General features: G+C 66.1%; 24 protein-coding genes and 1 tRNA gene. 10 read left to right on the top strand and 15 right to left on the bottom strand.

Going from position 1 to position 20,584, the window contains the following annotated elements:
• Positions 1 to 5 precede the first annotated feature (5 nt).
• Positions 6 to 569: an NUDIX hydrolase gene (locus BA022_RS01815; protein WP_088886374.1), complete on the bottom strand. Its 564-nt coding sequence runs from the start codon at positions 567 to 569 to the stop codon at positions 6 to 8.
• 115 nt (positions 570 to 684) lie between these two features.
• Positions 685 to 1,590 (bottom strand): cysteine synthase CysM, encoded by a 906-nt coding sequence (gene cysM / locus BA022_RS01810; RefSeq protein ID WP_047350540.1) that lies wholly within the window; start codon positions 1,588 to 1,590, stop codon positions 685 to 687.
• A 43-nt stretch (positions 1,591 to 1,633) separates the two neighbouring features.
• Between cysM and BA022_RS01805 the strand changes: the two genes are divergently transcribed.
• From BA022_RS01805 to BA022_RS01790, 4 genes are all read left to right on the top strand, one after another.
• Positions 1,634 to 1,718 (top strand) — tRNA-Leu (locus BA022_RS01805).
• Positions 1,719 to 2,142: 424 nt separating this feature from the next.
• The gene (locus tag BA022_RS01800; RefSeq protein ID WP_088888487.1) at positions 2,143 to 2,358 is read left to right on the top strand and encodes a hypothetical protein; all 216 of its coding nucleotides are present in this window, start codon (positions 2,143 to 2,145) and stop codon (positions 2,356 to 2,358) included.
• Positions 2,359 to 2,381: 23 nt separating this feature from the next.
• Positions 2,382 to 2,642: a translation initiation factor IF-1 gene (gene infA / locus BA022_RS01795; RefSeq protein ID WP_011806104.1), complete on the top strand. Its 261-nt coding sequence runs from the start codon at positions 2,382 to 2,384 to the stop codon at positions 2,640 to 2,642.
• A 76-nt stretch (positions 2,643 to 2,718) separates the two neighbouring features.
• A complete protein-coding gene (locus BA022_RS01790) occupies positions 2,719 to 3,027 on the top strand; it encodes an RNA recognition motif domain-containing protein (protein WP_011806105.1) in 309 nt (102 codons plus the stop codon).
• Positions 3,028 to 3,274: 247 nt separating this feature from the next.
• Here the strand turns inward: BA022_RS01790 and BA022_RS01785 are convergent, their stop codons facing one another.
• The 9 genes from BA022_RS01785 to BA022_RS01745 form a co-directional block, all read right to left on the bottom strand.
• Positions 3,275 to 3,763, bottom strand: coding sequence for a nuclear transport factor 2 family protein (locus BA022_RS01785; protein WP_088886373.1), 489 nt, complete (start codon positions 3,761 to 3,763; stop codon positions 3,275 to 3,277).
• 3 nt (positions 3,764 to 3,766) lie between these two features.
• Complete coding sequence (locus BA022_RS01780; protein ID WP_015913784.1) at positions 3,767 to 4,549, bottom strand: SDR family NAD(P)-dependent oxidoreductase; 783 nt, start codon at positions 4,547 to 4,549, stop codon at positions 3,767 to 3,769.
• An 11-nt stretch (positions 4,550 to 4,560) separates the two neighbouring features.
• Entirely contained in the window at positions 4,561 to 5,097 is a 537-nt protein-coding gene (locus BA022_RS01775) for a DUF3833 domain-containing protein (protein WP_088886372.1), read from the bottom strand.
• Positions 5,094 to 6,413, bottom strand: coding sequence for an MFS transporter (locus tag BA022_RS01770; protein WP_088886371.1), 1,320 nt, complete (start codon positions 6,411 to 6,413; stop codon positions 5,094 to 5,096). Before BA022_RS01770 ends, BA022_RS01775 begins: the two co-directional genes overlap by 4 nt.
• Positions 6,410 to 7,006: a chalcone isomerase family protein gene (locus tag BA022_RS01765; RefSeq protein WP_088886370.1), complete on the bottom strand. Its 597-nt coding sequence runs from the start codon at positions 7,004 to 7,006 to the stop codon at positions 6,410 to 6,412. Before BA022_RS01765 ends, BA022_RS01770 begins: the two co-directional genes overlap by 4 nt.
• Positions 7,007 to 7,033: 27 nt before the next feature.
• A complete protein-coding gene (locus BA022_RS01760; protein WP_088886369.1) occupies positions 7,034 to 8,710 on the bottom strand; it encodes a methyl-accepting chemotaxis protein in 1,677 nt (558 codons plus the stop codon).
• A 74-nt stretch (positions 8,711 to 8,784) separates the two neighbouring features.
• Entirely contained in the window at positions 8,785 to 10,005 is a 1,221-nt protein-coding gene (locus tag BA022_RS01755; RefSeq protein WP_088886368.1) for an SAM-dependent methyltransferase, read from the bottom strand.
• A 2-nt stretch (positions 10,006 to 10,007) separates the two neighbouring features.
• Positions 10,008 to 10,826, bottom strand: coding sequence for a DUF1365 domain-containing protein (locus BA022_RS01750; protein WP_088886367.1), 819 nt, complete (start codon positions 10,824 to 10,826; stop codon positions 10,008 to 10,010).
• The gene (locus tag BA022_RS01745; protein WP_088888486.1) at positions 10,823 to 12,127 is read right to left on the bottom strand and encodes an NAD(P)/FAD-dependent oxidoreductase; all 1,305 of its coding nucleotides are present in this window, start codon (positions 12,125 to 12,127) and stop codon (positions 10,823 to 10,825) included. Before BA022_RS01745 ends, BA022_RS01750 begins: the two co-directional genes overlap by 4 nt.
• 170 nt (positions 12,128 to 12,297) lie before the next feature.
• On the opposite strand from BA022_RS01745, the gene BA022_RS01740 reads away from it, so the two are divergent.
• Both BA022_RS01740 and BA022_RS01735 read left to right on the top strand, forming a co-directional pair.
• Positions 12,298 to 13,248, top strand: a complete 951-nt coding sequence (locus BA022_RS01740) for a MerR family transcriptional regulator (RefSeq protein WP_088886366.1) — start codon at positions 12,298 to 12,300, stop codon at positions 13,246 to 13,248.
• A 25-nt stretch (positions 13,249 to 13,273) separates the two neighbouring features.
• Positions 13,274 to 13,882 carry a lipocalin family protein gene (locus tag BA022_RS01735; RefSeq protein WP_088886365.1) on the top strand — a complete coding sequence of 203 codons (609 nt, stop codon included), beginning with the start codon at positions 13,274 to 13,276 and terminating at the stop codon, positions 13,880 to 13,882.
• Positions 13,883 to 14,011: 129 nt separating this feature from the next.
• On the opposite strand, the gene BA022_RS01730 is transcribed toward BA022_RS01735, so the two are convergent.
• From BA022_RS01730 to BA022_RS01725, 3 genes are all read right to left on the bottom strand, one after another.
• The gene (locus tag BA022_RS01730; protein WP_088886364.1) at positions 14,012 to 14,341 is read right to left on the bottom strand and encodes a hypothetical protein; all 330 of its coding nucleotides are present in this window, start codon (positions 14,339 to 14,341) and stop codon (positions 14,012 to 14,014) included.
• A 123-nt stretch (positions 14,342 to 14,464) separates the two neighbouring features.
• Positions 14,465 to 14,599 (bottom strand): hypothetical protein, encoded by a 135-nt coding sequence (locus tag BA022_RS19540; protein WP_255580449.1) that lies wholly within the window; start codon positions 14,597 to 14,599, stop codon positions 14,465 to 14,467.
• Between the two features lie 614 nt (positions 14,600 to 15,213).
• On the bottom strand, positions 15,214 to 15,441 hold the full coding sequence (locus tag BA022_RS01725; RefSeq protein WP_015913796.1) for a hypothetical protein: 228 nt from the start codon (positions 15,439 to 15,441) through the stop codon (positions 15,214 to 15,216).
• A gap of 225 nt (positions 15,442 to 15,666) precedes the next feature.
• Between BA022_RS01725 and BA022_RS01720 the strand changes: the two genes are divergently transcribed.
• Complete coding sequence (locus tag BA022_RS01720; protein WP_015913797.1) at positions 15,667 to 16,041, top strand: CidA/LrgA family protein; 375 nt, start codon at positions 15,667 to 15,669, stop codon at positions 16,039 to 16,041.
• Positions 16,038 to 16,763 (top strand): LrgB family protein, encoded by a 726-nt coding sequence (locus BA022_RS01715; protein ID WP_011806120.1) that lies wholly within the window; start codon positions 16,038 to 16,040, stop codon positions 16,761 to 16,763. The genes BA022_RS01720 and BA022_RS01715 overlap by 4 nt, the downstream gene beginning before the upstream one ends.
• Before the next feature lie 21 nt (positions 16,764 to 16,784).
• On the opposite strand, the gene BA022_RS01710 is transcribed toward BA022_RS01715, so the two are convergent.
• Positions 16,785 to 17,738 (bottom strand): LysR substrate-binding domain-containing protein, encoded by a 954-nt coding sequence (locus BA022_RS01710; RefSeq protein ID WP_011806121.1) that lies wholly within the window; start codon positions 17,736 to 17,738, stop codon positions 16,785 to 16,787.
• A 164-nt stretch (positions 17,739 to 17,902) separates the two neighbouring features.
• Here BA022_RS01710 and BA022_RS01705 point away from each other — a divergent pair, with 164 nt between their 5' ends.
• Together BA022_RS01705 and BA022_RS01700 are read left to right on the top strand one after the other, a co-directional pair.
• Positions 17,903 to 19,099: an acyl-CoA dehydrogenase gene (locus tag BA022_RS01705; protein WP_047350724.1), complete on the top strand. Its 1,197-nt coding sequence runs from the start codon at positions 17,903 to 17,905 to the stop codon at positions 19,097 to 19,099.
• Positions 19,100 to 19,251: 152 nt separating this feature from the next.
• On the top strand, positions 19,252 to 20,508 hold the full coding sequence (locus BA022_RS01700; protein ID WP_015913801.1) for a CaiB/BaiF CoA transferase family protein: 1,257 nt from the start codon (positions 19,252 to 19,254) through the stop codon (positions 20,506 to 20,508).
• Positions 20,509 to 20,584: the final 76 nt, after the last annotated feature.

The following is a 20,584-nucleotide window of genomic DNA, read 5'->3' as shown; positions in this document are numbered from 1 at the left end:
TTTTCTCAGTCCTTCGGCGCGTCCAGTCCGCGGCGGCGCTCTGCATTTTCCTCGGCGGTGAAGAACACCGGCTCGTGGCCACGCGAGCGCAGCCAGTCGGCCAGCGCATAGCCTGTGCCCGCGGGCCAGCACTTGAGCTGGTCCGGCTCATAAAAGCGGTGCTCCAGCAGCTCCGGCGACAGGCGCACCTCGCCTTCGGCCTGTACATGGTAGGCGATGATGACCTGGTTCATGCGCATGAACTCATACACGCCCACCAGCTGCACACTGCGCGCGTCCAGGTTGGTTTCTTCCTTGACTTCGCGGGCAATGCCGTCCTCGGGCGTCTCGCCAGCCTCCATGAAACCCGTGATCAGCGCGAACATCTTGGGTGGCCAGAGCGCATTGCGTGCCAGCAGCACGCGGCCGTCCACCTCCACGATGGCCGCCAGCACGGGCGTCGGGTTGTTCCAGTGCGTCCAGCCGCAGGCGGGGCAGCGCAGGCGTTCCTTCTCACCGCTGTCCTCAATGACCACGATGGATGCCAGCGCCGTGGCGCAGTGGGTGCAATAGCGGGTTTCGTACGACATAGCGATGCTCCTCCAGCATGCGCCATGGCAGTCACAGCGCTCCGTAATTGATAGCTGCTCGCGCTTGGCTACCGGGCGCCAGCGGCCTTATTGATGCCCACTGTGATCTTCACGTTCACGCCGGGAAGACGCCGGTGGAGAGGTAGCGGTCGCCCCGGTCGCACACCACGAAAACGATGGTGGCGTTTTCCTCGCGTTGCGCGATCTGCTGCGCCACCCAGCAGGCGCCGGCTGCGGAGATGCCGGCAAAGATGCCCTCTTCGCGCGCCAGGCGCCGTGCCATGTCCTCGGCATCGTCCTGGCTCACCAGCACCAATTCGTCCACCAACTGGGGCTCGTAGATCTTGGGCAGGTATTCCTCGGGCCACTTGCGAATGCCCGGGATACGCGAGCCTTCCTGCGGCTGCGCACCCACGATGCGCACCGCAGGGTTCTTCTCGCGCAGGAAGCGCGCGACGCCCGTGATGGTGCCCGTGGTGCCCATGGCGCTCACGAAATGGGTGATGCGCCCCTCGGTCTGCTCCCACAGTTCGGGGCCGGTGGTCTCGTAGTGGATGCGGGGGTTGTCTGGGTTGGCAAACTGGTCCAGCACCACGCCCTTACCCTGCGCCACCATCTGGTCGGCCAGGTCCCGCGCGTATTCCATCCCCCCGCTCTTGGGCGTGAGAACCAGCTCCGCGCCGAAGGCCTTCATGGTCTGCGCGCGCTCCACGGACAGATCCTCCGGCATGATCAGCACCATGCGGTAGCCCTTGATGGCCGCAGCCATCGCCAGGGCAATGCCGGTGTTGCCCGACGTCGCCTCGATCAGCGTATCGCCGGGTTTGATCTCGCCGCGCTCTTCGGCCCGGCGGATCATCGACAGTGCCGGCCTATCCTTCACCGAACCCGCCGGGTTATTGCCTTCCAGCTTGCCCAGAATGACATTGCCGCGTGCCGCGTTGTCCTGTGCACCGATGCGCTGCAGTGCGACCAGCGGCGTGTGTCCGATCGCGTCTTCAATGGTGGGGTAGGTCTTCATACCGCGTTACTGTGCCATAATTTGCGACTTCGCTTTCGCGCCTGCCCGGGTGGTGAAATTGGTAGACGCAGGGGACTCAAAATCCCCCGCCGCAAGGCGTGCCGGTTCGATTCCGGCCCCGGGCACCACATACAAGGCCGCACAGTTCCCAGAACGTGCGGCCTTTTCTTTTTCCTCCGAAACCCTCGATAGCGTCGTGCAAAGGTGCGGGGGACTGTGCAGCAATCCGGGCCCTAAGACGCCTACTGGTCGGTATCGGGCACATCCACAAGAATTAAGTTTGATTTTTTCATTTCGGCGAGTAATAATCCGCCAACGCGCTACCCACTGCTTGCTTCGATAGCGCCTGCCTGACAGCATCCTGGCTGATGCGCCTTGCGCCGCACTTCTTGCAAAGTGTCGGCCGTCACTCTCCAAAGCAGCAAGCTCATCGCAGACCTTAAACCTCTTACAGGGTCTGCCCCGCCTTTCCTGCGCCGACGCGCGGCAGGTCTTTTCCCCTCTTTTCTCTCCTGGATGGTCGCCTTCGCGATTACATCCTGTCTGTTTGCAATGCTTGATAAACAAAACGCCGAGCGCGTGGGCAACTACGTTGTCACGCCGCTGACCAAAACCACCAATGTCGGTGTTACTGCTTCGGTTTCCATACGCCGGGGAATGTACGACCGCATCTTCCGCTTCCTCCCAAGCTTTCCCTGCGATGCACAAGCAGTCCAGTACGCCTTGGCGCAAGGGCGCCGCATGGTGCTACACAACCAACTGGGCTGATCCTGCTATTGACGGAGGTACCCGTGGCCAAAGAAGAGTTGATTGAAATGCAGGGCAAGGTCGATGAAGTTCTGCCTGACGCCCGTTACCGCGTCACGCTTGACAACGGGCATCAGCTCATCGCGTATACCGGGGGCAAGATGCGTAAGTTCCGCATCCGCATTCTGGCCGGTGACCTGGTGACCCTGGAGATGTCTCCGTACGACCTCAACAAGGGGCGAGTGACATTTCGGCATATCGAGAACCGCACGCGCACCACCCCTCCAGCGCGCCGGCGCCATTGATTTTGGTTCCCCCACTCATTTCCTCTGGGATGCGCTTACAAGCCGTCCCTTCATTTCCCGAAAGAAAGACACTGACATGAACAACCGACTGTACGTGGGCAACTTGGCCTATTCCGTGCGTGATGAATCGCTGCACCAGCAGTTTTCCCAATTTGGTTCCGTCACCTCCGCCAAGGTGATGATGGAGCGCGATACAGGCCGGTCCAAGGGCTTCGGCTTTGTAGAAATGGGCAGCGATTCCGAGGCACAGGATGCCATTAACGGTCTGAACGGCCGATCTGTCGATGGACGTGCACTGACGGTCAACGTCGCACGCCCCATGGAAGCTCGCCCAAGTTTTGGCGGTGGCGCAGACCGTGGTGGCTACCGCGGTGGCCGCTACTGATAGGGCCTTGCCGCGGCAATTGCCTTAGAGTGCTCCGGACCATCCGGGTGAGTCCGTGTTTTGGACGCTGACCACCTCCCGCAGAGCCCTCCGCCGCGTCTTATGCCGTTAACGAGATGGTCGCCCCATCTCCTTCTTGGCCTCGAACACCCCGATAACGAAAGTCGTCGGGGTGTTCGTCTTTGTGGTGGGGGGATATCGTGGCTTCATGGACGTTCATCGGCATGAACCTCTTCCCTTCTCCACCTTAACGGTCGCTAGGGGGTGAACAGCGATGAGGATGCGGCAGGGGTGCCGCGCCAGCCTTGCGCAGCCAGCGCATCAGAGCCCCCAGAACAGGCAGTTTTTCATACAGCTCTTCAGCCGGGTCCCAGTAATCGCGGTGCAGTGTCACGCGGCCTTGGGCATCAAAATGCACCAGGGTCGCGCCGTGGATGCATTGAGACACCTGTGCCCGCCAGCGCTTCAGGCGGAAGTGGAACTCCCATTGCAAAAAGGCCCGCTCGTCCTGCACCAGCCGCTGGGTGACGATAAAGCGCGGCTGCTCCAGGCTCTCGAACATGTGGGCAAAGATGGCACGGATGGCGGGCACGCCGTGCACATCATTGAAGGGGTCCTTGAACCGTGCGTCAAGCGCGTAGTAGTCCTCCAGTAGGGGCAACTGCGCGGGGGTTAGCTGCTCGTAGAGCTGGACCAGCCGGGCGACGCAAGCGTGGGTGTCTATAGGTGGGTGCATACGTCACAGCCCGGTCATACGGTGGACCAGCGGAAAGTACCAGCGGTACGGCAGCACGCGCAGCAGCTTGAGCCACAGCGTGAAGCGGCGTGGAAAATGCAGTTCAAACGCGCCCCTCCCCCAGCCACGCAACATGGCCTGGGCCGCCTGCTCCGGCGTGAGCAGCGCGGGCATGGTGAAGTCGTTCTGGCGCGTCAGGGGCGTATCGACAAAGCCGGGGTTCACCACGCTCACGCCCACGCCCTGCGGGCGCAGATCAAGGAACAGCGTCTCGGCCAGGTTGATGAGGGCCGCCTTGGTCGGTCCGTAGGCCAGGCTCTGCGGCAGACCGCGCCAGCCGGCTACGCTGGCGACCAGGCTCAGGTGGGGCGCACGGCCGGCCTGGGCCGAAGCCAACAGGCCTGGCACCACGGCGGCGAGCACATGCAGCGCGCCCGTCAGGTTGACCTGCTGGTGGCGCAGCAGCTCGGGCAGCGCCAGCGCGTCGGCTCGCATGGGGGTGTAGTGGCCGGCGCAGTAGCACACCAGGTCCAGTGGTGACTCGGTCTGCAGGCGCGCGGCAACGTCCAGGACCGCCTGGGCGTCGGTCACATCCAGCACCACTGCTTGGCTGCCAGGGTGTTCGTGCGCAAACGACGCCAGCAGCGCCTGCTGGCGTGCCGACACGATCACCTGCGCGCCCTGGGCGTGCAATTGCGCTGCGACGGCCCGGCCAATACCGCTGGAGGCGCCCACCAGCCACACGCGCTTGCCGCGCCAGTCAGTGATGGCAGGGTTCAAAGACACAGTGCGGCTCCTTATGTCTTGGTGAACGACAGCAGTACCTCGCCCAGGGTGACGCCAAACTTACTCATCGTGGCCCGATTGAGCATGACTCGGTCATCGACCAGGAACATCCAGTCGTCGAACTGCACTTCATACTCCTTGCCGTCCACCGGCAGGCGCAGCGTGTAGTTCCAGCGGAAAGCATTGCCCGCAGTCTGGCCCTGGGCCTCACCCACCACATCGTCAGCGGTCCCGGTGTAGCGCCCATCGGCATGCTTGGTCAGGCGCCAGATGCGGCGCTGGGTGCTGCCGTCCGAATAGGTGAACGCCTCGTCCAGCACGCCTTGATTGCCCTCCCAGTGGCAATCCATCACCACGGTAAAGCGGCGCACCACCTCGCCGCCTCGCTGCTGAAAAATACCGTGGGCCAGGATGCGGCCGTTGAAGTAGCGGTCCAGCTCCAGCTGTGGACGCTCCTGGGCATAGTCGTTCACCTGGGGGCTGGCACAGCCGGTCAACACGGCAGTGCCCGCGAGCAGTGCCAGCAAGGCGTGGCGGCGGGTGTTCATGGGGTAACTCCTTGGTCATGCAACGGCGGGGAGGGGTGGATCAGCAGGCGGTACAACAAACCTGCCGCCAGAAGCTTGAGGGCGCAAGGCAGCAGCGCGTAAGCCCAAGCGAGGCGCTGCAGCGCGTGGGCGTCCTGGATGCCGGGGCTGTAGCCGAGCCACTGCAGCAACGGCAGCGCCGCGCCTGCGGCCAGGGCCAGATTCAGTTTGGTGGCTAGGTTCCACCACCCCAGGTACGCCCCTTCGCTGCGCCCCTGAGCCCCCTGGCGTTCCACCAAGCGCGCCAGCAAAGCCCCGGGCAAGGCCAGATCCGCCCCCAAGGCGATACCGGACAACGCACAGATCCACCCAAAGGCCGCAATCTGCCCGCTGCCCAGAAGCATCGTCCAGCCAAAACAGGCCACCGCCAGCAGCATGCCGCCCAGCCAGGCACGCTCCAGCCCCCAGCGGCGCACCGCGCGCAACCACCCTGGCATGGACAGCGCCCCGCTGACAAAGTACAGCACCAGAAACAAGGCAATCTGCGCCTGTGTGGCCTGCAGCCGGTCCTGGGCAAAAAACAGCATCAACGCCGCCGGAACTGCGCTGGCAATGCCGTTGCACAAAAACACCGCCAGCAAGCGGCGAAAGGCTGGCTGGCGCAAGGGTTGCCAGACCGTGGCCCAGGCAAAAGCGGCAGACAAATCCCGCTGCGCAGGTGCTGCAGGGCGCGGCGCCCACCACAGGGCCAGCCACCCGGCCAGCAAGCTCAGCGCGAACACCACCAGCATGGGCCCGGCGCCCCAGGCCACCGACAACGCACTGGCCGTGACCACGCCGATCAGCCCCGGACCTTCGCGCCAGGCCACCACACGGCTGCGCTGCAGCGCGTCGCCGCCCAGACGCACGCCCCAGGCCTGGTGCGCAATCACCAACTGGCTGTGCGCCAGGCAGGTCAGCAACAACCCCGCCACCATCCACGCCGCCAACGCCTGCGGTCCTTGCACCGCGGGAAAGAACAGCCCCGACAGCCCCAGCACCTGCACCAAGGCCGAGCCCCCCGCCACCCACAGGACCGCACGCAGCGGGCCTTGGTACAGGCGGTCGCTCAAGCGCCCCAGCAGGGGCTCGGCGGCTGCATCCAGCAGACGCACCAGCATCAGCAAAGCACCCACATTGGCCAACGGCAAAGCCAATTCCGTGGCGTAGTAATGCGGTAACACCACATACAGCGGCAAGGCCACAAAGGCCAGCGGCAGACCGAGCAGGCCATAGGCCGGCCCGGACCACCAACGGGGCAGCGGAACCGCACGCGCAGGGGTAGCCAGCGGAGTCATGGGGCCGCTCCGCCGGGGATGCGGGCCAGCAAGGCACTGCGCAGGCCCGGCTCCGAGGTCTGCGGTGACAACCAGATGCCAAAGAACAGGCGCGCCAGCTCTGCATCGTCAATCGCGGCCAACTCCTGGCTGCCACGCCACAGACGCATGCCCTGGCCCGGCTGGTACAGGCCGGTGAGCCGCTCGCCCGGCTGCACATCGGGAATCACGGCCGCCAGGCGCTGCTGCCAACGCTCGGCCTGTTCAGAAGGCACGCTGGCCTGGCGCTGCATTTCCTCTACCGAGCGCCGGGCAATGGCCGCACCGGTGAAGCCACGGTGGTAGGTCAACTCCAGCGCCAGCGGGTGCGCACCAAAGCGGCTGGCGTCAAAACCAGGCGTGACCCACAGCCGTGCGTCGTAGATGCGCAAGCCCAAAAACCGCATCTGCCCTTCCCCCGCCAGGGTGGCCCCCATGAGGGATTGCCGCACCCAGGCCGGGGCAGCGCCACCGTGCTGTCCGGCCGTGGGGTTGGCCGAAGCCACCGCCAACGCCAAGGCCGCACCGCCTGCAAAAGCCCAGCGCTTCAAGGATGAAATTCGGCTCCAGGGCATATGGGTCAAGCGCTAGCCGCTATCGTTTTAATATGCAACAGAAGCCGCAACATCGCCCCGGAGCCGCAAGGCAGAGGGTGCAGCAGTCACCATGGGGGAAGTGCGGCGCACCACCGACATCGGTGCGCCACCGCCTGCGTCCTGCGCCAAGCGGAACACACTGACGGCCTCGGCCAGTTGCGCAGCCTGCTGCTTCAGGGTCTGTGCAGCCGCGGCGCTTTGCTCCACCATGGCCGCGTTTTGCTGGGTGGCCTGGTCGAGATGGGTCACGGCGTTGCCCACCTGGGCAATACCGTCGGTCTGCTCGGCGGTGGCGGTGCTGATTTCCGCAATCAGGCCTGCCACGCGCTGGGCCTGTTCCACGATGTCGGTCATGGTGGCTCCTGCGTCGCCCACCAGGCGGGCGCCCTCCTCCACCTTGGCCACACTGCCGTCGATCAGTCCTTTGATCTCCTTGGCAGCGTCGGCGCTGCGCTGCGCCAGCGCCCGCACTTCGCCGGCCACCACGGCAAAGCCGCGGCCCTGCTCACCGGCGCGCGCAGCCTCCACGGCGGCGTTGAGCGCCAAAATGTTGGTCTGAAACGCAATCGAGTCGATCACGCCGATGATGTCGGCCATCTTGTGGCTGCTGGCCGTGATCTCCTCCATGGTGCTGACCACTTGGGCCACCACCGCGCCGCCCTTGTGGGCCGCCTGGCTGGCGGAGGCCGCGACCTGGGTGGCCTGGCGGGCCGAGTCGGCGTTGTTCCTCACCGAAGCGGTCATCTGCTCCATGGACGCGGCGGCCTGCTGCAGGTTCGCGGCCTGCTCTTCGGTGCGCTGCAGCAGCCCGGCGTTGCCGCCGGCAATCTCCTCAGAACCCACGGTGACGGCGTTCGACGCCTGGCGCACCTGGCCTACCACGCGCGCCAGACTGGCCTGCATCGCCCCCAGCGATGCCAGCACACTCCCCGGCTGCGCCTGGGCAGCGCCCGTCACCGGCCGCAGGTTGCCCTGCGCCACGAGGCTGGCCACGTCGGCCAGCGCTGCGGGTTCGGCCCCGAGCTGACGCACGATGCTGCGCGCCACGCTCCAGGCCACCGCCACGCTGAGCACCAACGCCAGCAGCAGCGCCGAGAACATCACGCCGAGGAAGCTGCCCGCCTCGTCCATGGCGCCCTGGTTGGTCGCCTGGATGCGCGCTTCCTTGAAGTCGATGAGCTTGTTGATGGTTGCAAGCCACTGCACGTATTGCGGCTTGGCCTGCGTCCACAGGGTTTGCGCCGCAGCGGCGTCGCCCGCCTGCACCTGGGCAATGATGGCCTGAGTGGTGGCCACGGCCTTGGATTCAGCGCTGCGAATATCGGCATACAGCTGCCCCAGTTCAGGGGCCGCGCCTTTGCGGGTGATGAGCTTTTCCAGCGGCGCAGCCGACTGGGCGTAAAAGTCCGCCAGCGCAGCGATGGTGGCGATCTCCCGGTCGCGCTCGGCGGGGGACGGACTCAGCACCACGTCGCGCACGGCGATGGAGCGGTCATGGGCCGAACCACGGAAGTTGATGGCGTAGCGCTGCACCTGCACGTGGATGTCGTTGTTGGCTCGCAGCGCCTGGTCAATGCGGTTCACCTTCACCAGGGCGATACCCGTCAGCACCACCAAAAGGACCAGGATCAATCCGAACCCCGCGTACAAGCGGGCGGCGACCGTCATTCGAGATAAGAACATGATGATTTTCTTGTTGAAAAAAGGGGGCCGTACGGGGCCATGAAAAGCGGGGATCGTTGCCCGTGAGGGGCGCTTCAGTCCTTCACCAGCGTGTACTGCACGACGTCGATGCTGCGTGCGTCGAATGCGGCCTCGCAGTACGCCAGATAGAACTCCCAGGTGCGCTGGAAAGACGCATCAAATCCCTGGGCCTGTACCTGGGCTCGCTGCTGGACGAAGCGTTGGTGCCAGCGGCGCAGGGTTTCCGCGTAGTCGCGGCCGAAGGCAAACTCCTCCACCACCCGCAGGCCCGCGCCCTGCGCGGCGGCGCGAAAACGCGATGGGCTGGGAAGACACCCCCCTGGGAAGATGTACTGCTGGATGAAATCGGTACCCCGCACATAGCGGTCGAACAGCGCGTCGTCGATCACGATGCTCTGCACGCAGGCGCGCCCGCCCGACTTGAGCAGGCGCGCCATGGCGCCAAAGTAACTAGGCCAATAAGCCTGCCCCACGGCCTCGGCCATTTCGATGGAACAGATGGCATCGAACGGGCCATCCTGGATATCACGGTAGTCCTGCAGCCGTAAATCCACCTGGGCGGCCAGGCCCGCGGCCTGCATGCGTGCCTGGCCCCAGGCCAGTTGCTCCGTGGACAGCGTCACCCCTGTCACCTGCGCCCGGAACTCGCCAGCGGCCATCTCTGCCAGGGCACCCCAGCCACAACCGATTTCCAGCACCCGGTGGCCGGGCTGCACGCCCGCGCTGTGCAGGGCGCGGCGTACTTTGGCGTGCTGCGCCTGGGTCAGGTCTCCCCCCAGGTTGCCCTCGAACCATGCACTGGAGTAGTTCATGCTCGGGTCCAGCCACAGCGTGTAGAAGGCGTTGCCCAGGTCGTAGTGCGCGTGGATGTTGCGCCGGCTCCCGGCACGGGTGTTGCGATTGAGCAGGTGACGCAGGCGGTACGCAAGCCGCCCCCACCAGCCGCCATAGACCAGAGACTCCAGCGCATCGCGGTTGTCCATCAGCAGCCGCAACAAGTCGGCCAGGTGGGACGTACTCCAATCCTGGGCGATGTAGCTCTCCGCCAGGCCAATATCACCCGAGCGCAGGACGGCTCCAAACACCTTCCAGTTGTGCAGGCGCATGCTGGCATGCGGGTGTTGGCCGCTACCCAATTGCACGACGTTGCCGTCGGGCAGCTCCAGATGGAGCGTGCCACGCTGCAGGCGCTGCAACAGTCGCAGTCCATGGCGTGCCGCGGCAGGCATGTCAGGCAAGGGAAGCGCGGACGGCGAGACAGTGGTAGTGTTCATGGTCAGGTGCTCGGCGAGGAAGATCGGGTCACGGGCCGTGCAGGCGGCGTGGGTTTGGAATGCAAGGGCGCACGCTTGATCCACAGCAGCAGTGCATGCCAGTGGATGCGCGCAATGACGCCCCATGTCAGAAACGGGTAGTGCCACAGCGCCCGGCGGCGGCTGCTGGCGTCCAAGGGTTGCAGGCGCCCTGCCACGCCAGTGAGCACCAGCGGGCCCTGGGCATCGTCAAAGTCGATGCGCACGCGCGTGGACTCAAGCCCCTGTGTGCCACTGCGCTTGAATTCAAAGCGGTAGCCGCCTTCCACCGGGCAAAACGGCGACACATGGAAAACCTTGCGCGCGCGTAATTCCTCGCCGTACCTTGGTGTGTCGAGCAGGTAGGCATGGCGCTCGCCGAAGGTGTTGTTCACTTCGGCCACGATGGCGCACAGGCTGCCGTCGCGGCGGTGGCAGTACCAGAAACTCACCGGCTTGAAGCTGTAGCCCAGGATGCGCGGATAGCAGTGCAGCCAGATCTCACCCTGCGCATCGGTAATGCCTTCGCCGCGTAGCAGCTCTTCCAGCCAGGCCAATGCCCCCCCGGCTTGCGGGCTGCGGCCATCGCCGTGGTCGGCATCGCGAAACGCCAGAGCACCCGGCCGGTTCAGCGCCAACACGCCCGCGGCCTGTGGCTGCGCGCGCAGCGTGCGCATGGGCAGCAGCAGGAAGAAGGTCGGGACGATGAAACGGTGACGGCGCGGGCGCAGCCGGGTGTGCCACACATGACCGAAGCCGATGTGCGGCCGGTTGCCGGTGACCGCGGTGACTGGAGGGTTCATGCGGCCTCCCGCTGGCGCAACTGCTCCAGCAGCAGATCGGCGGCGCGGTAGCCCGACTGCAGGCCGTCTTCATGAAAGCCATACCCCGTCCAAGCACCGCAGTACCACGTGCGCTGCACGCCCTGCAATTGCGGCACCTGGTCCTGGGCGGCAATGGCGGCCAGATCGAATACGGGGTGGTCGTAGTCGAATTCGGCCAGCACCTTCTCCGCCGCAATCGAACGCGTCGGATTGAGAGAGACCAGCACGGGGTCGGCAAAAGGCAAAGGCTGCAAGCGATTGAGCCAGTAATGCAGGCACACGCGCGCCGATTCACGTTCCTTGCTGGCCGCGCGCTCGTAATTCCAGGCGGCCCAGGCGCTGCGCCGCTGCGGCATCACATGCGCGTCGGTATGCAGCACCGCGCGATTGGGCTGGTAGCGGATGGCACCCAGCACCTGGGTTTCCTGCTGTGTCGGCTGCGCCAGCAGGCGCAGGGCCTGGTCGCTGTGCACCGCCAGCACCACGGCGTCGAAGCGCTCGCTTTGCCCCCCTGCATGCACCTGCACGCCAGCGGCATCGCGCACGATGCGCTCCACGGGCGTGGCCAGTCGCGCATCAAGCCCCCGCAGCAGTTGGTGCACGTACTGGCGTGCGCCACCCGCCACCGTGAACCACTGCGGGCGGTGGCTCACCTGAATCAGCCCGTGGTTGTGGCAGAAACGGATCATGGTGGCCACGGGAAAGCGCAGCATCTGATCGGTGGGGCAACTCCAGATGCAGCCCAGCATGGGCAGGAAATACCAGTCGCGGAACGCTGTGCCAAAGCCATGCCGCGCCAGAAACTCGCTCAGGGGCTGGGCCAGCGCGGCCTCTTCGCCCGACTCCGCCAGGGCGGTGCACAGCTGATTGAAACGCAGCAGCTCGCGCAGCATGCCCCAGAAACGCGGACGCAGCAGGTTGCGGCGCTGGGCAAACACGGTTGCCAGGTTGGCACCGCTCCACTCCAGCGTCCCGGTGCCGAGCGCGCCGGCGCCAGGCACCTGCACCGAGAACGACATGTCCGAGCGCGCGGTGGGTATCTGCAGCTCGTCAAACAAGGCAATCAGCCCGGGATAGGTCCGTTCGTTGAAGACCAGAAAGCCGGTGTCGACGCCATGCGTTACCAATTCTCCGGCCGCGTCCGGCAGGCACACGTCCACCGTGTGGGTGTGGCCGCCGAAGTAATGCCCCGCCTCGAACACCGTGACATGCGCCTGCGCCCGCAGGCGGTGGGCTGCGGCCAAACCTGAAATTCCCGAACCAATGATGGCGATTTTCATGATCACTCCAACCCTCGGCGAAATACCCAGAGGTAGCGCTGTGCGCAGACAATGGGCGTAAATGTAGTGGACAAAACAAATTTTGTCCTAGACAATTTCACCAATTCCCACAGTTTGTCCATGACTTTCGATACCCTCCTGAGGCCTGTACGCCGCATAAAGGTTGGCGCATGAGCACGCCAGACCATCCCGAGAGCGCAGGTTTGCCCATCGCCGCCGTGGAGCGCGAAACCGGCGTAGCCAAGGACACCTTGCGCGTATGGGAAAAACGCTATGGCTTCCCGCAACCCTTGCGCGACGGGGCGGGGGACCGCCTGTATCCGAGCGAGCAGGTGCAACGGCTGAAACTGATTCGCCGCCTGCTCGACACAGGGGCCAGGCCCGGCAAGGTGGTGGGGTTGGACAGTGCAGAACTGCTGTCCTTGCTGAACCAGAGACCTTCATCCCCCAGTTCATCTTTGTCCAAGACAAATCTTCAGGCGTTCTCCTCACCTGCGACCCTGGCTCCGCTTCTTGACGCCATCGGAGCGCACGATCCGCAAGCCCTGCGGCATGCCCTGAGTCACGCGCAGCTGCGCATGGGGCTCGCTCCGTTCGTCACCGACCTGGTGGCTCCCCTGACCACGGCCGTGGGCGAGGCCTGGGTGCAAGGGCGCTTCGAGGTCTTCGAGGAACACCTCTTCACCGAGGTCATCACCGGGGTTCTGCGCAACGCCATTGCTTCCCTGGCGCCGCTGCCCACACCGCAAGGTCCCAAAGTCCTGCTCACCACGCTACCCCAGGAATTGCATAGCCTAGGGTTGCTCATGGTTGAAGCACTGCTGGCACTGGAAGGCTGTACCTGCGTTTCGTTGGGTACGCAGACCCCCGTGGGCGACGTGGCCCAAGCCGCCGTGGCCCATCGGGCGGATGTGGTGGCTTTGAGTTTCAGCAATGTGCATAACGGGACAGTCGTTCACGCCAGCCTGCGTGAGTTGCGGGCCCAGTTGTCTCCCACCACCGCGTTGTGGGTCGGCGGCTCGTGCACGGCTCTGTACCAAAAGCCCCTGGAAGGGATCACTCCCGTCCAGCACCTGACGGGGCTTCAACCCTTGGTGGCGCAATGGCGCCACACACACTGATCCACCACTTGGTCAAGGACATCACATGTACCTGCTCTCGGCTTTTCTATTTTCTGTGCGGCGCGCAGTCATCCCGTCCTGCCGCGCAGGCCTGTGGGCCCTGTGGATGGCGGGCGTCGCCGTAATGGCCGGCTGTGCAAACACCAGCCCCCCGCCGGGCGTAAAAGCGGTCTCGCCATTCGATCTACAGCGCTATCAGGGGCGCTGGTATGAGCTGGCCCGGCTCGACCACTCATTCGAGCGCGGCATGACGGATGTGTCCGCCACCTACACCCCCCAGGCGGATGGCAGCGTGCGCGTGGTCAACCGCGGCTTTGCCGCCGCATCGGGCCAGTGGCGTGAAGCCGTTGGCAAGGCGCTGTTCACGGGTGCCCCCACCACCGGATCGCTCAAGGTGTCCTTCTTCGGCCCGTTCTACGGCGGCTACCACGTCGCGGCGCTTGACCCTGACTACCGCTGGGCGCTGGTGTTGGGGCCCGATACCAGCTACTGCTGGATTCTGGCGCGCGACAAACATCTGGACGCTGCGCAGCGCGATGCCATCGTGGCTCGCGCCCAGGCGCTGGGGGTGGATACGCACGCTCTCATCTGGGTCACGCACAAGCGCCAGGATCCTGCGCACCCGCCCCATTGACTCCATGTACCAGCAAGCAGCGGGAAAAGAAGCCTACGTGGGATCGAAAGCGCGCTCAGTGCCGTGCGCCTTTCTTTGACCCACGTTCGTAGCCGGTCAGTCGTGCGGCAATGCGCGTGCCCGCATCGTTTACTGCGCCGCGGGCGCGCCCCCGGCAGGTGCGCCCATGCCTTCGCGACCCGGGGTGGTAGGCGTGTCGCCGCGCTGGGGCGCTGAGGGCTGGGGGGCATCCACCGACGGCCCGGCCATTCCGGGGGCACCTTGGGTGGCTGCGGGAGCCCCTTCGCCAGGCGCACTCAGGCGATCCTTTGGAGCGCGCAAGTTGAATACGACAACGGCTACCAGCGCGATCAGGGCGGTGACAAGGGCGATGCGAATGGCGCGTTTGTCGTCGCGCTGGCTCGGTGGGGTGGTGCCCGGGGATGGTGCAGCGCCCGGACGGTTGGGGGTGCGGTTCATGGTGAAGCTCCTGTGTTAATGAAGCACCACGTTAGGAACGCAGGGGCACGGCCACTGTCAGACGAATGCCCCGTTCGAACGTCCCGTTCAACAGCGCAAAAAGACCATTGGCCTCTCCCGGCGCTACCACGGCGCCCACAGGAACAGCAGCATCACCGCCACGGCGATGAGCAGCAGTGTCACAGTCCGGGAGGTGGCCACGCGGTTGCGGCCTGAAGAATGGGGTACTTCGCCTGAGGCGGGCTTGGTAGGTGGCATGTCACGCTCCGATAGTTGCGGTCCACCATAAGCGCCTGGCGGGGTCTGCCTTGTAAGACAGCCACCCGCGCAAGTGCGCGCACCGCCCGTACGTACCGCCATTCAGTCCATGCGCGGAGGCGTGTCGGCGGGCTCCGGGGGTGGTGCGGGCACATCCGGCTCCACGGGGGGATCGGCCGGTTGGCGGTGAGCGAGAGGGATGCGGTGAATCATGTCAGCCATCTCCGGGTCGGTGGCATACCGCGCCAGAGGCAGCGGCAGGACGATGTGCCTGCCGCCCGCGCCTCGGCAATCGAGTACGCGGGGCCCCGTGAGGACTGGCCAGCACGGGACGCTGCCAAAGGGCAAAGCTTACGGGTGTTAGTCACATGCCGCCGGGCAGCGATAAGAGGACGCCACCCTTGCCATGCATGCGGCCACAGCGTTCGGCCCAGACCTGGCAGCAGGGCTCCCGCAATGGGAGCCGAGAAGCCCGGCCCGCGCCGCCTGGGCATGGCAGCGAAGCTGCGATGCGCACCCGTCGGGTGTTTGCCGCGGTGGCCGTAAGTTACCTTCGCCCGCGCGGGGCGCCGTGTAGGACGGAGGCGAATCCGCCCCGCAGCGGTGACCCCGGCTCAGTTGTTTTGGCGCTTGATGAGCTGGCGGCCCAGGTCGGTGATGTGGAACTCGCCCCCGGGCGTCTTGCCGATATAGGCCCAATCCAGCAGGCGCCCGGACAGATGGTGCTTGAGCGCGTCGGGCACGCTGAGGGCCTGGCCCATTTCGAGCTGCTTCAGCGTGGCGATCTCATCCACGGTAGGTTCAAACGTGGGCGCGTGGTACAGGGGCTGGGCGGTAGCCATGGCAAGTCCTCCTGGTGCAGTGGTGCGGCGACCGTTACGTTGCACCGGAGAGTGCTTCGCCGGGCGACCGCTGCACACCAGGGTATTGCGGATGGCCGTTGCGCGCAACCGGCGGAGCCCCCGACCTCCCGCAAAGAGGCGGCATCACCCGAGCACCAGCGCGGGGCGGTGGGTATCAGGGATGATCATGGTCTTTGCGCCTGCGCGCCGCCCTGCCCGCCTTCAATGCTCTACGCCCTGACCGCCCTCTTCATCCTCCAGTTGCTGGGAGAACTTCTGGTCCAACTCCTGGGTCTGCCCCTGCCTGGCGCTCTCGCAGGCATGTTGCTGCTACTGGCGGCGCTGCTGGCATACGGGCGCGTCCCGCAGGCGCTGGAGAGCACCGCGGGCAGCTTGCTGCAGAACATGATGCTGCTGTTCATCCCGGCGATCGCCGGGGTCATGTTGCACTTTGACCGCATCGCGCGCGAATGGCTGCCGTTCCTCGTGGCCGGCATCGTGGGGGCGGCCATCACGCTGGTGGTGACGGCCTGGACGCTGCGCTGGCTGCTGCGCGACAGCGCCGACGCACGCCCGCGCGAGCAGGAGCAGGCCCAGTGAGCGCGTCTCTCCCCGGGCTGGCCGCATGGTTCACGGCGTCGCCCCTGCCCTGGCTGGCGCTGACGCTGGCGGCCTACACGCTGACGCTGGCGCTGTATCGGCGCAGCGGCGCACACCCGCTGCTGATCCCACCACTGACGGCGACGGCGCTCGTCGTGGCGGTGCTGTTGCTCACGGGCACGCCCTACGCCACCTACCGCGAGGGCACGCAACTGCTGAGCTTTCTCATCGGCCCCGCCACGGTGGCGTTGGCCGTGCCGCTGTTCGCGCAACGCGAGCGCATTCGCCAGCTCTGGCGCCCGATCAGCGTGGCGCTGCTCGTGGGCTGCACGGTGGCGATCGTCTCCGCCCTGCTGCTGGCCTGGGCGCTGGGCGCATCGTATGAGACGCTGATGGCGCTCGCACCCAAATCCGCCACCATGCCGATCGCGCTGCCCGTGGCGGAGCGCATCGGCGGCGCGCCATCGCTGGCAGCGGTGGCCGTGGCCATCACGGGCATTGCGGGGGCGGTGCTGGCGGGGCCGCTGCTGCGCCTGCTGCGCGTGCACGACCCGGCCGTGCGCGGCTTTGCCATCGGACTCACGGCCCATGCCATCGGCACGGCGCGCGAACTGCAGGTGCATCCCACGGCCGGTGCCTTCGCCGCGCTGGCGATGGGCCTGAACGGTGTGGCCACTGCCGTGCTGGTGCCGGTATGCGTCGCGTTGATGGGTGGACGCTGATCGACAGATGCTGAAGAGCGGCTACGCCAGCGGCCCGGCCACCGCCATGTCCTGCAGCCAGCCAGCGAACGCGGCCAGCACCGGCGGCTGGGGCTGCGCGGGGCTCACGAGGTAGTAACCCCGCTCGCCACGCAACGGACGCGGGCAGGCCACCACCAGCTCGCCCCGCGCGATCTCGGCCTCGATCAGCATGGGCGGCATCAGCGCAATCCCCAGGCCGTGGGCCGCCGCGGCGGCCGTCATGGAGAACAGTTCATAGCGCGGCCCTTCCAGCGCGCGCGGCGCATCCGGCACTCCCATGGCATCGAACCACTGTCGCCAGCCATAGGGCCGGGTGCTTTGCTGCAGTAGCGGCAGCCGCGCCAGCGCCGGTGGCGGCAGGCCCTGATGTGCACGGCCCGTGCCGCGCGGCATGCCCAGTTGCTGCGCCGCCGTCTCCAGCAGGCGCGGGCTGCACACGGGCACCACGTCCTCCTGCATCAGCAGCTGCGCCTGCACGCCGGGCCAGTTGGCGACCTGCTCGGGCGTGCCCGCGTACAGCGCCGCGTCGAAAGCCGTATCGGTGAACAGGAAGGGCCGGGTCTGCGTCTCGATGTGCACCACGATCTCGGGGTGGCGCGCGGCCAGCAGAGGCAGGCGCGGGATCAGCCAGCGCGTGGCAAAGGTGGCCACGGCCGCGAGCGAAATGGCGCCGCCATGCCCCTGGTGGGCCATGACGTCGAGCGTGTCGCGCTCCAGCCCCTGCAGCCAGCGCGCCACTTGCTGCCCGTAATGCCGCCCCGCGGGGGTGAGCACCACCCCGTGGCGCGTGCGGCGAAAGAGTTGCACGCCGAGTTGTTCCTCCAGCGCCAGGATTTGGCGCGACACCGCGCTTTGCGTCAGCGCCAACTCCTGCGCGGCCCGGGTATAGCTCTCGTGCCGCGCAGCGGCTTCGAAGCAGGCCAGCGCCTGGGTGGATGGCAGGTGTCGTCGCATCGCAGCATCTTAGCCAGATATTCTTAAATCAAATATCTGGATGCGAATAACTCGCTTGCCGTCACTTACTCAGACGCCATACGATTACCTTCGTTAACCAAGCAATGCACCTTGTGCATGCTTGGGTCCTACTACCCACCCCGCATTCCAGCACTGGAGACACCATGACCCGCACCGCCTTCCAATGGGACGACCCCTTCCAACTCGACCAGCAGCTCACCGAAGACGAGCGCGCCGTCCGTGACGCCGCGCGCGCCTACTGCCAGGACAAGCTGGCGCCGCGCGTGCTGGACATGTTCCGCCACGAGAAGACCGACGTGACCATCTTCCGCGAGATGGGCGAGCTGGGCCTGCTGGGCCCCACCATCCCCACCGAATACGGCGGCGCCGGCCTGAACTACGTGAGCTACGGCTTGGTGGCGCGCGAGATCGAGCGCGTGGACTCGGGCTATCGCTCCATGGCGTCGGTGCAGTCGTCGCTGGTGATGGTGCCGATCAACGAGTTCGGTTCCGAGGCGCAGAAGCAGAAGTACCTGCCCAAGCTGGCTTCCGGCGAGTTCATCGGCTGCTTCGGCCTGACCGAGCCCGACCACGGCTCCGATCCCGGCAGCATGGCCACGCGCGCCTACAAGGTGGACGGCGGCTATCGCCTCAAGGGCAACAAGATGTGGATCACCAACAGCCCTGTGGCCGACGTGTTCGTGGTCTGGGCCAAGGAAGTGGAGGCATCCGGCACCGTGGGCCAGATCCGCGGCTTCATCCTGGACAAGGGCATGAAGGGCCTGTCCGCCCCCGCGATCCACGGCAAGGTGGGCCTGCGCGCCTCCATCACCGGAGAGATCGTGATGGACGACGTGTTCGTGCCCGAGGAGAACGCCTTCCCCGAAGTGCGCGGGTTGAAGGGCCCGTTCACCTGCCTGAACAGCGCACGCTTCGGCATCGCCTGGGGCGCGATGGGCGCGGCCGAGTTCTGCTGGCACACCGCGCGCCAGTACACGCTGGACCGCAAGCAGTTCGGCCGCCCGCTGGCCGCCAACCAGCTCGTGCAGAAAAAGCTGGCCGACATGCAGACCGAGATCACCCTGGGCCTGCAGGCCGCGCTGCGCGTGGGCCGCATGAAGGACGAGCACCAGAACGTGGTCGAGATCACCTCGCTGATCAAGCGCAACAACTGCGGCAAGGCCCTGGACATCGCCCGCCTGGCGCGCGACATGATGGGCGGCAACGGCATCAGCGACGAGTTCGGCGTGGCACGCCACCTGGTGAACCTGGAGGTGGTCAACACCTACGAGGGCACGCACGACGTGCACGCGCTCATCCTGGGCCGCGCGCAGACGGGCATCGCCGCGTTCGCCAACTGACCCGGCGCGGCGCGCGGGCCGCATCAAAGGCCCGTCACGCGCGCTCTCAAAATAGGAGCTTCTCGCGCTTACCCTGCAATAAGTTCAATGGTTTTTATCCTTGAATTGATGGCACAACAAGCGCGAGCAGCTACGTTTTCAATAGCGATTTCATGAGTGCTTCCACCCCCCGCGGCGCCTTGGACGGTATCAAGGTACTGGATCTTTCGCGCGTGCTTGCCGGTCCCTGGTGCACCCAGATGCTGGCCGATCTGGGCGCCGACGTGGTCAAGGTCGAGCGCCCCCAGGCCGGTGACGACACGCGCCACTGGGGCCCGCCCTTCCTGAAGGACGACGCTGGCCGCGACACGCGCGAGGCCAGCTACTTCACCGCCTGCAACCGCAACAAGCGCAGCATCACCGTGGACATGGCCCATCCCGAGGGCCAGGCGCTGCTGCGCCGCATGGCCGCCGAGGCCGACGTGGTGGTCGAGAATTTCAAGGTCGGCGGTCTGGCGCAATACGGGCTGGACTACGCCAGCCTGAAAGCGCTGAACCCGCGCCTGGTCTACTGCTCCATCACCGGCTTCGGCCAGGACGGGCCGTATGCCGAACGCGCCGGCTATGACCTGATGGTGCAGGCCATGTGCGGCCTGATGAGCATCACCGGCCATGCCGACGGGCAGCCCGGCGGCGGGCCTCTGAAGGTCGGCGTGGCCGTGGTGGACGTGTTCACCGGCCTGTACGCCAGCAACGCCATCCTGGCCGCGCTGAACGCGCGCGACAACGCCCGCAACGGCACCGGCGAAGGGCAGCACATCGACATGGCTTTGCTCGACGTGGGCATGGCCGTGCTGGCCAACCAGGCGGCGGGCTACCTGGCCACCGGGCAGGCGCCCGGACGCGCCGGCAACATCCACCCCAGCCTAGCGCCCTACCAGGACTTTCGCAGCCGCGACGGCAACGTGCTGCTGGCCATCGGCAACGACGGACAGTTCGCGCGCTTTTGCCAGGCGTGCGGCCACCCCGAATGGGCACAGGACGCACGCTTTGCCACCAATACCGCACGCGTGCAGCACCGCGCTGCGCTGCTGGCGCTGATGGAGCCCGTCCTGCAGACCCGCAGCACCGCCGAGTGGATCGCCCTGCTGGAGGACAAGGCCGTACCCTGCGGCCCCATCAACACCATCGCCCAGGCCTTCGACGACCCACAGGTGCGCGCGCGCGGCATCCGCAGGGAGCTGCCCCGCGACGCCGGCGACGGCATCGCCCACGTGGCCACGGTGGCCAACCCCATGCGGCTGTCGGGCACGCCCGTCAGCTACCATCGCGCGCCACCCGCGCTCGGCCAGCACACCGACGAGGTGCTGCGCGAGCTGGGCCTGGATGCTTCGGCCATCGCAGCGCTCAAAGCGGGGGGTGCCATCTGACCCTTTTCCCGCACCGGCCCCGCCGGTGCTTCCTTCCCGCCATCACTGGCACGCCATTGCTTCACCACATCGATAA

Origin of the sequence: Diaphorobacter nitroreducens (assembly GCF_002214645.1) — a bacterium.
In the GTDB taxonomy this organism is placed as follows: domain Bacteria; phylum Pseudomonadota; class Gammaproteobacteria; order Burkholderiales; family Burkholderiaceae_C; genus Diaphorobacter; species Diaphorobacter nitroreducens.
Note: the sequence above shows the minus strand (reverse complement) of the source record. Positions and strands in the feature narration are given on the sequence as shown.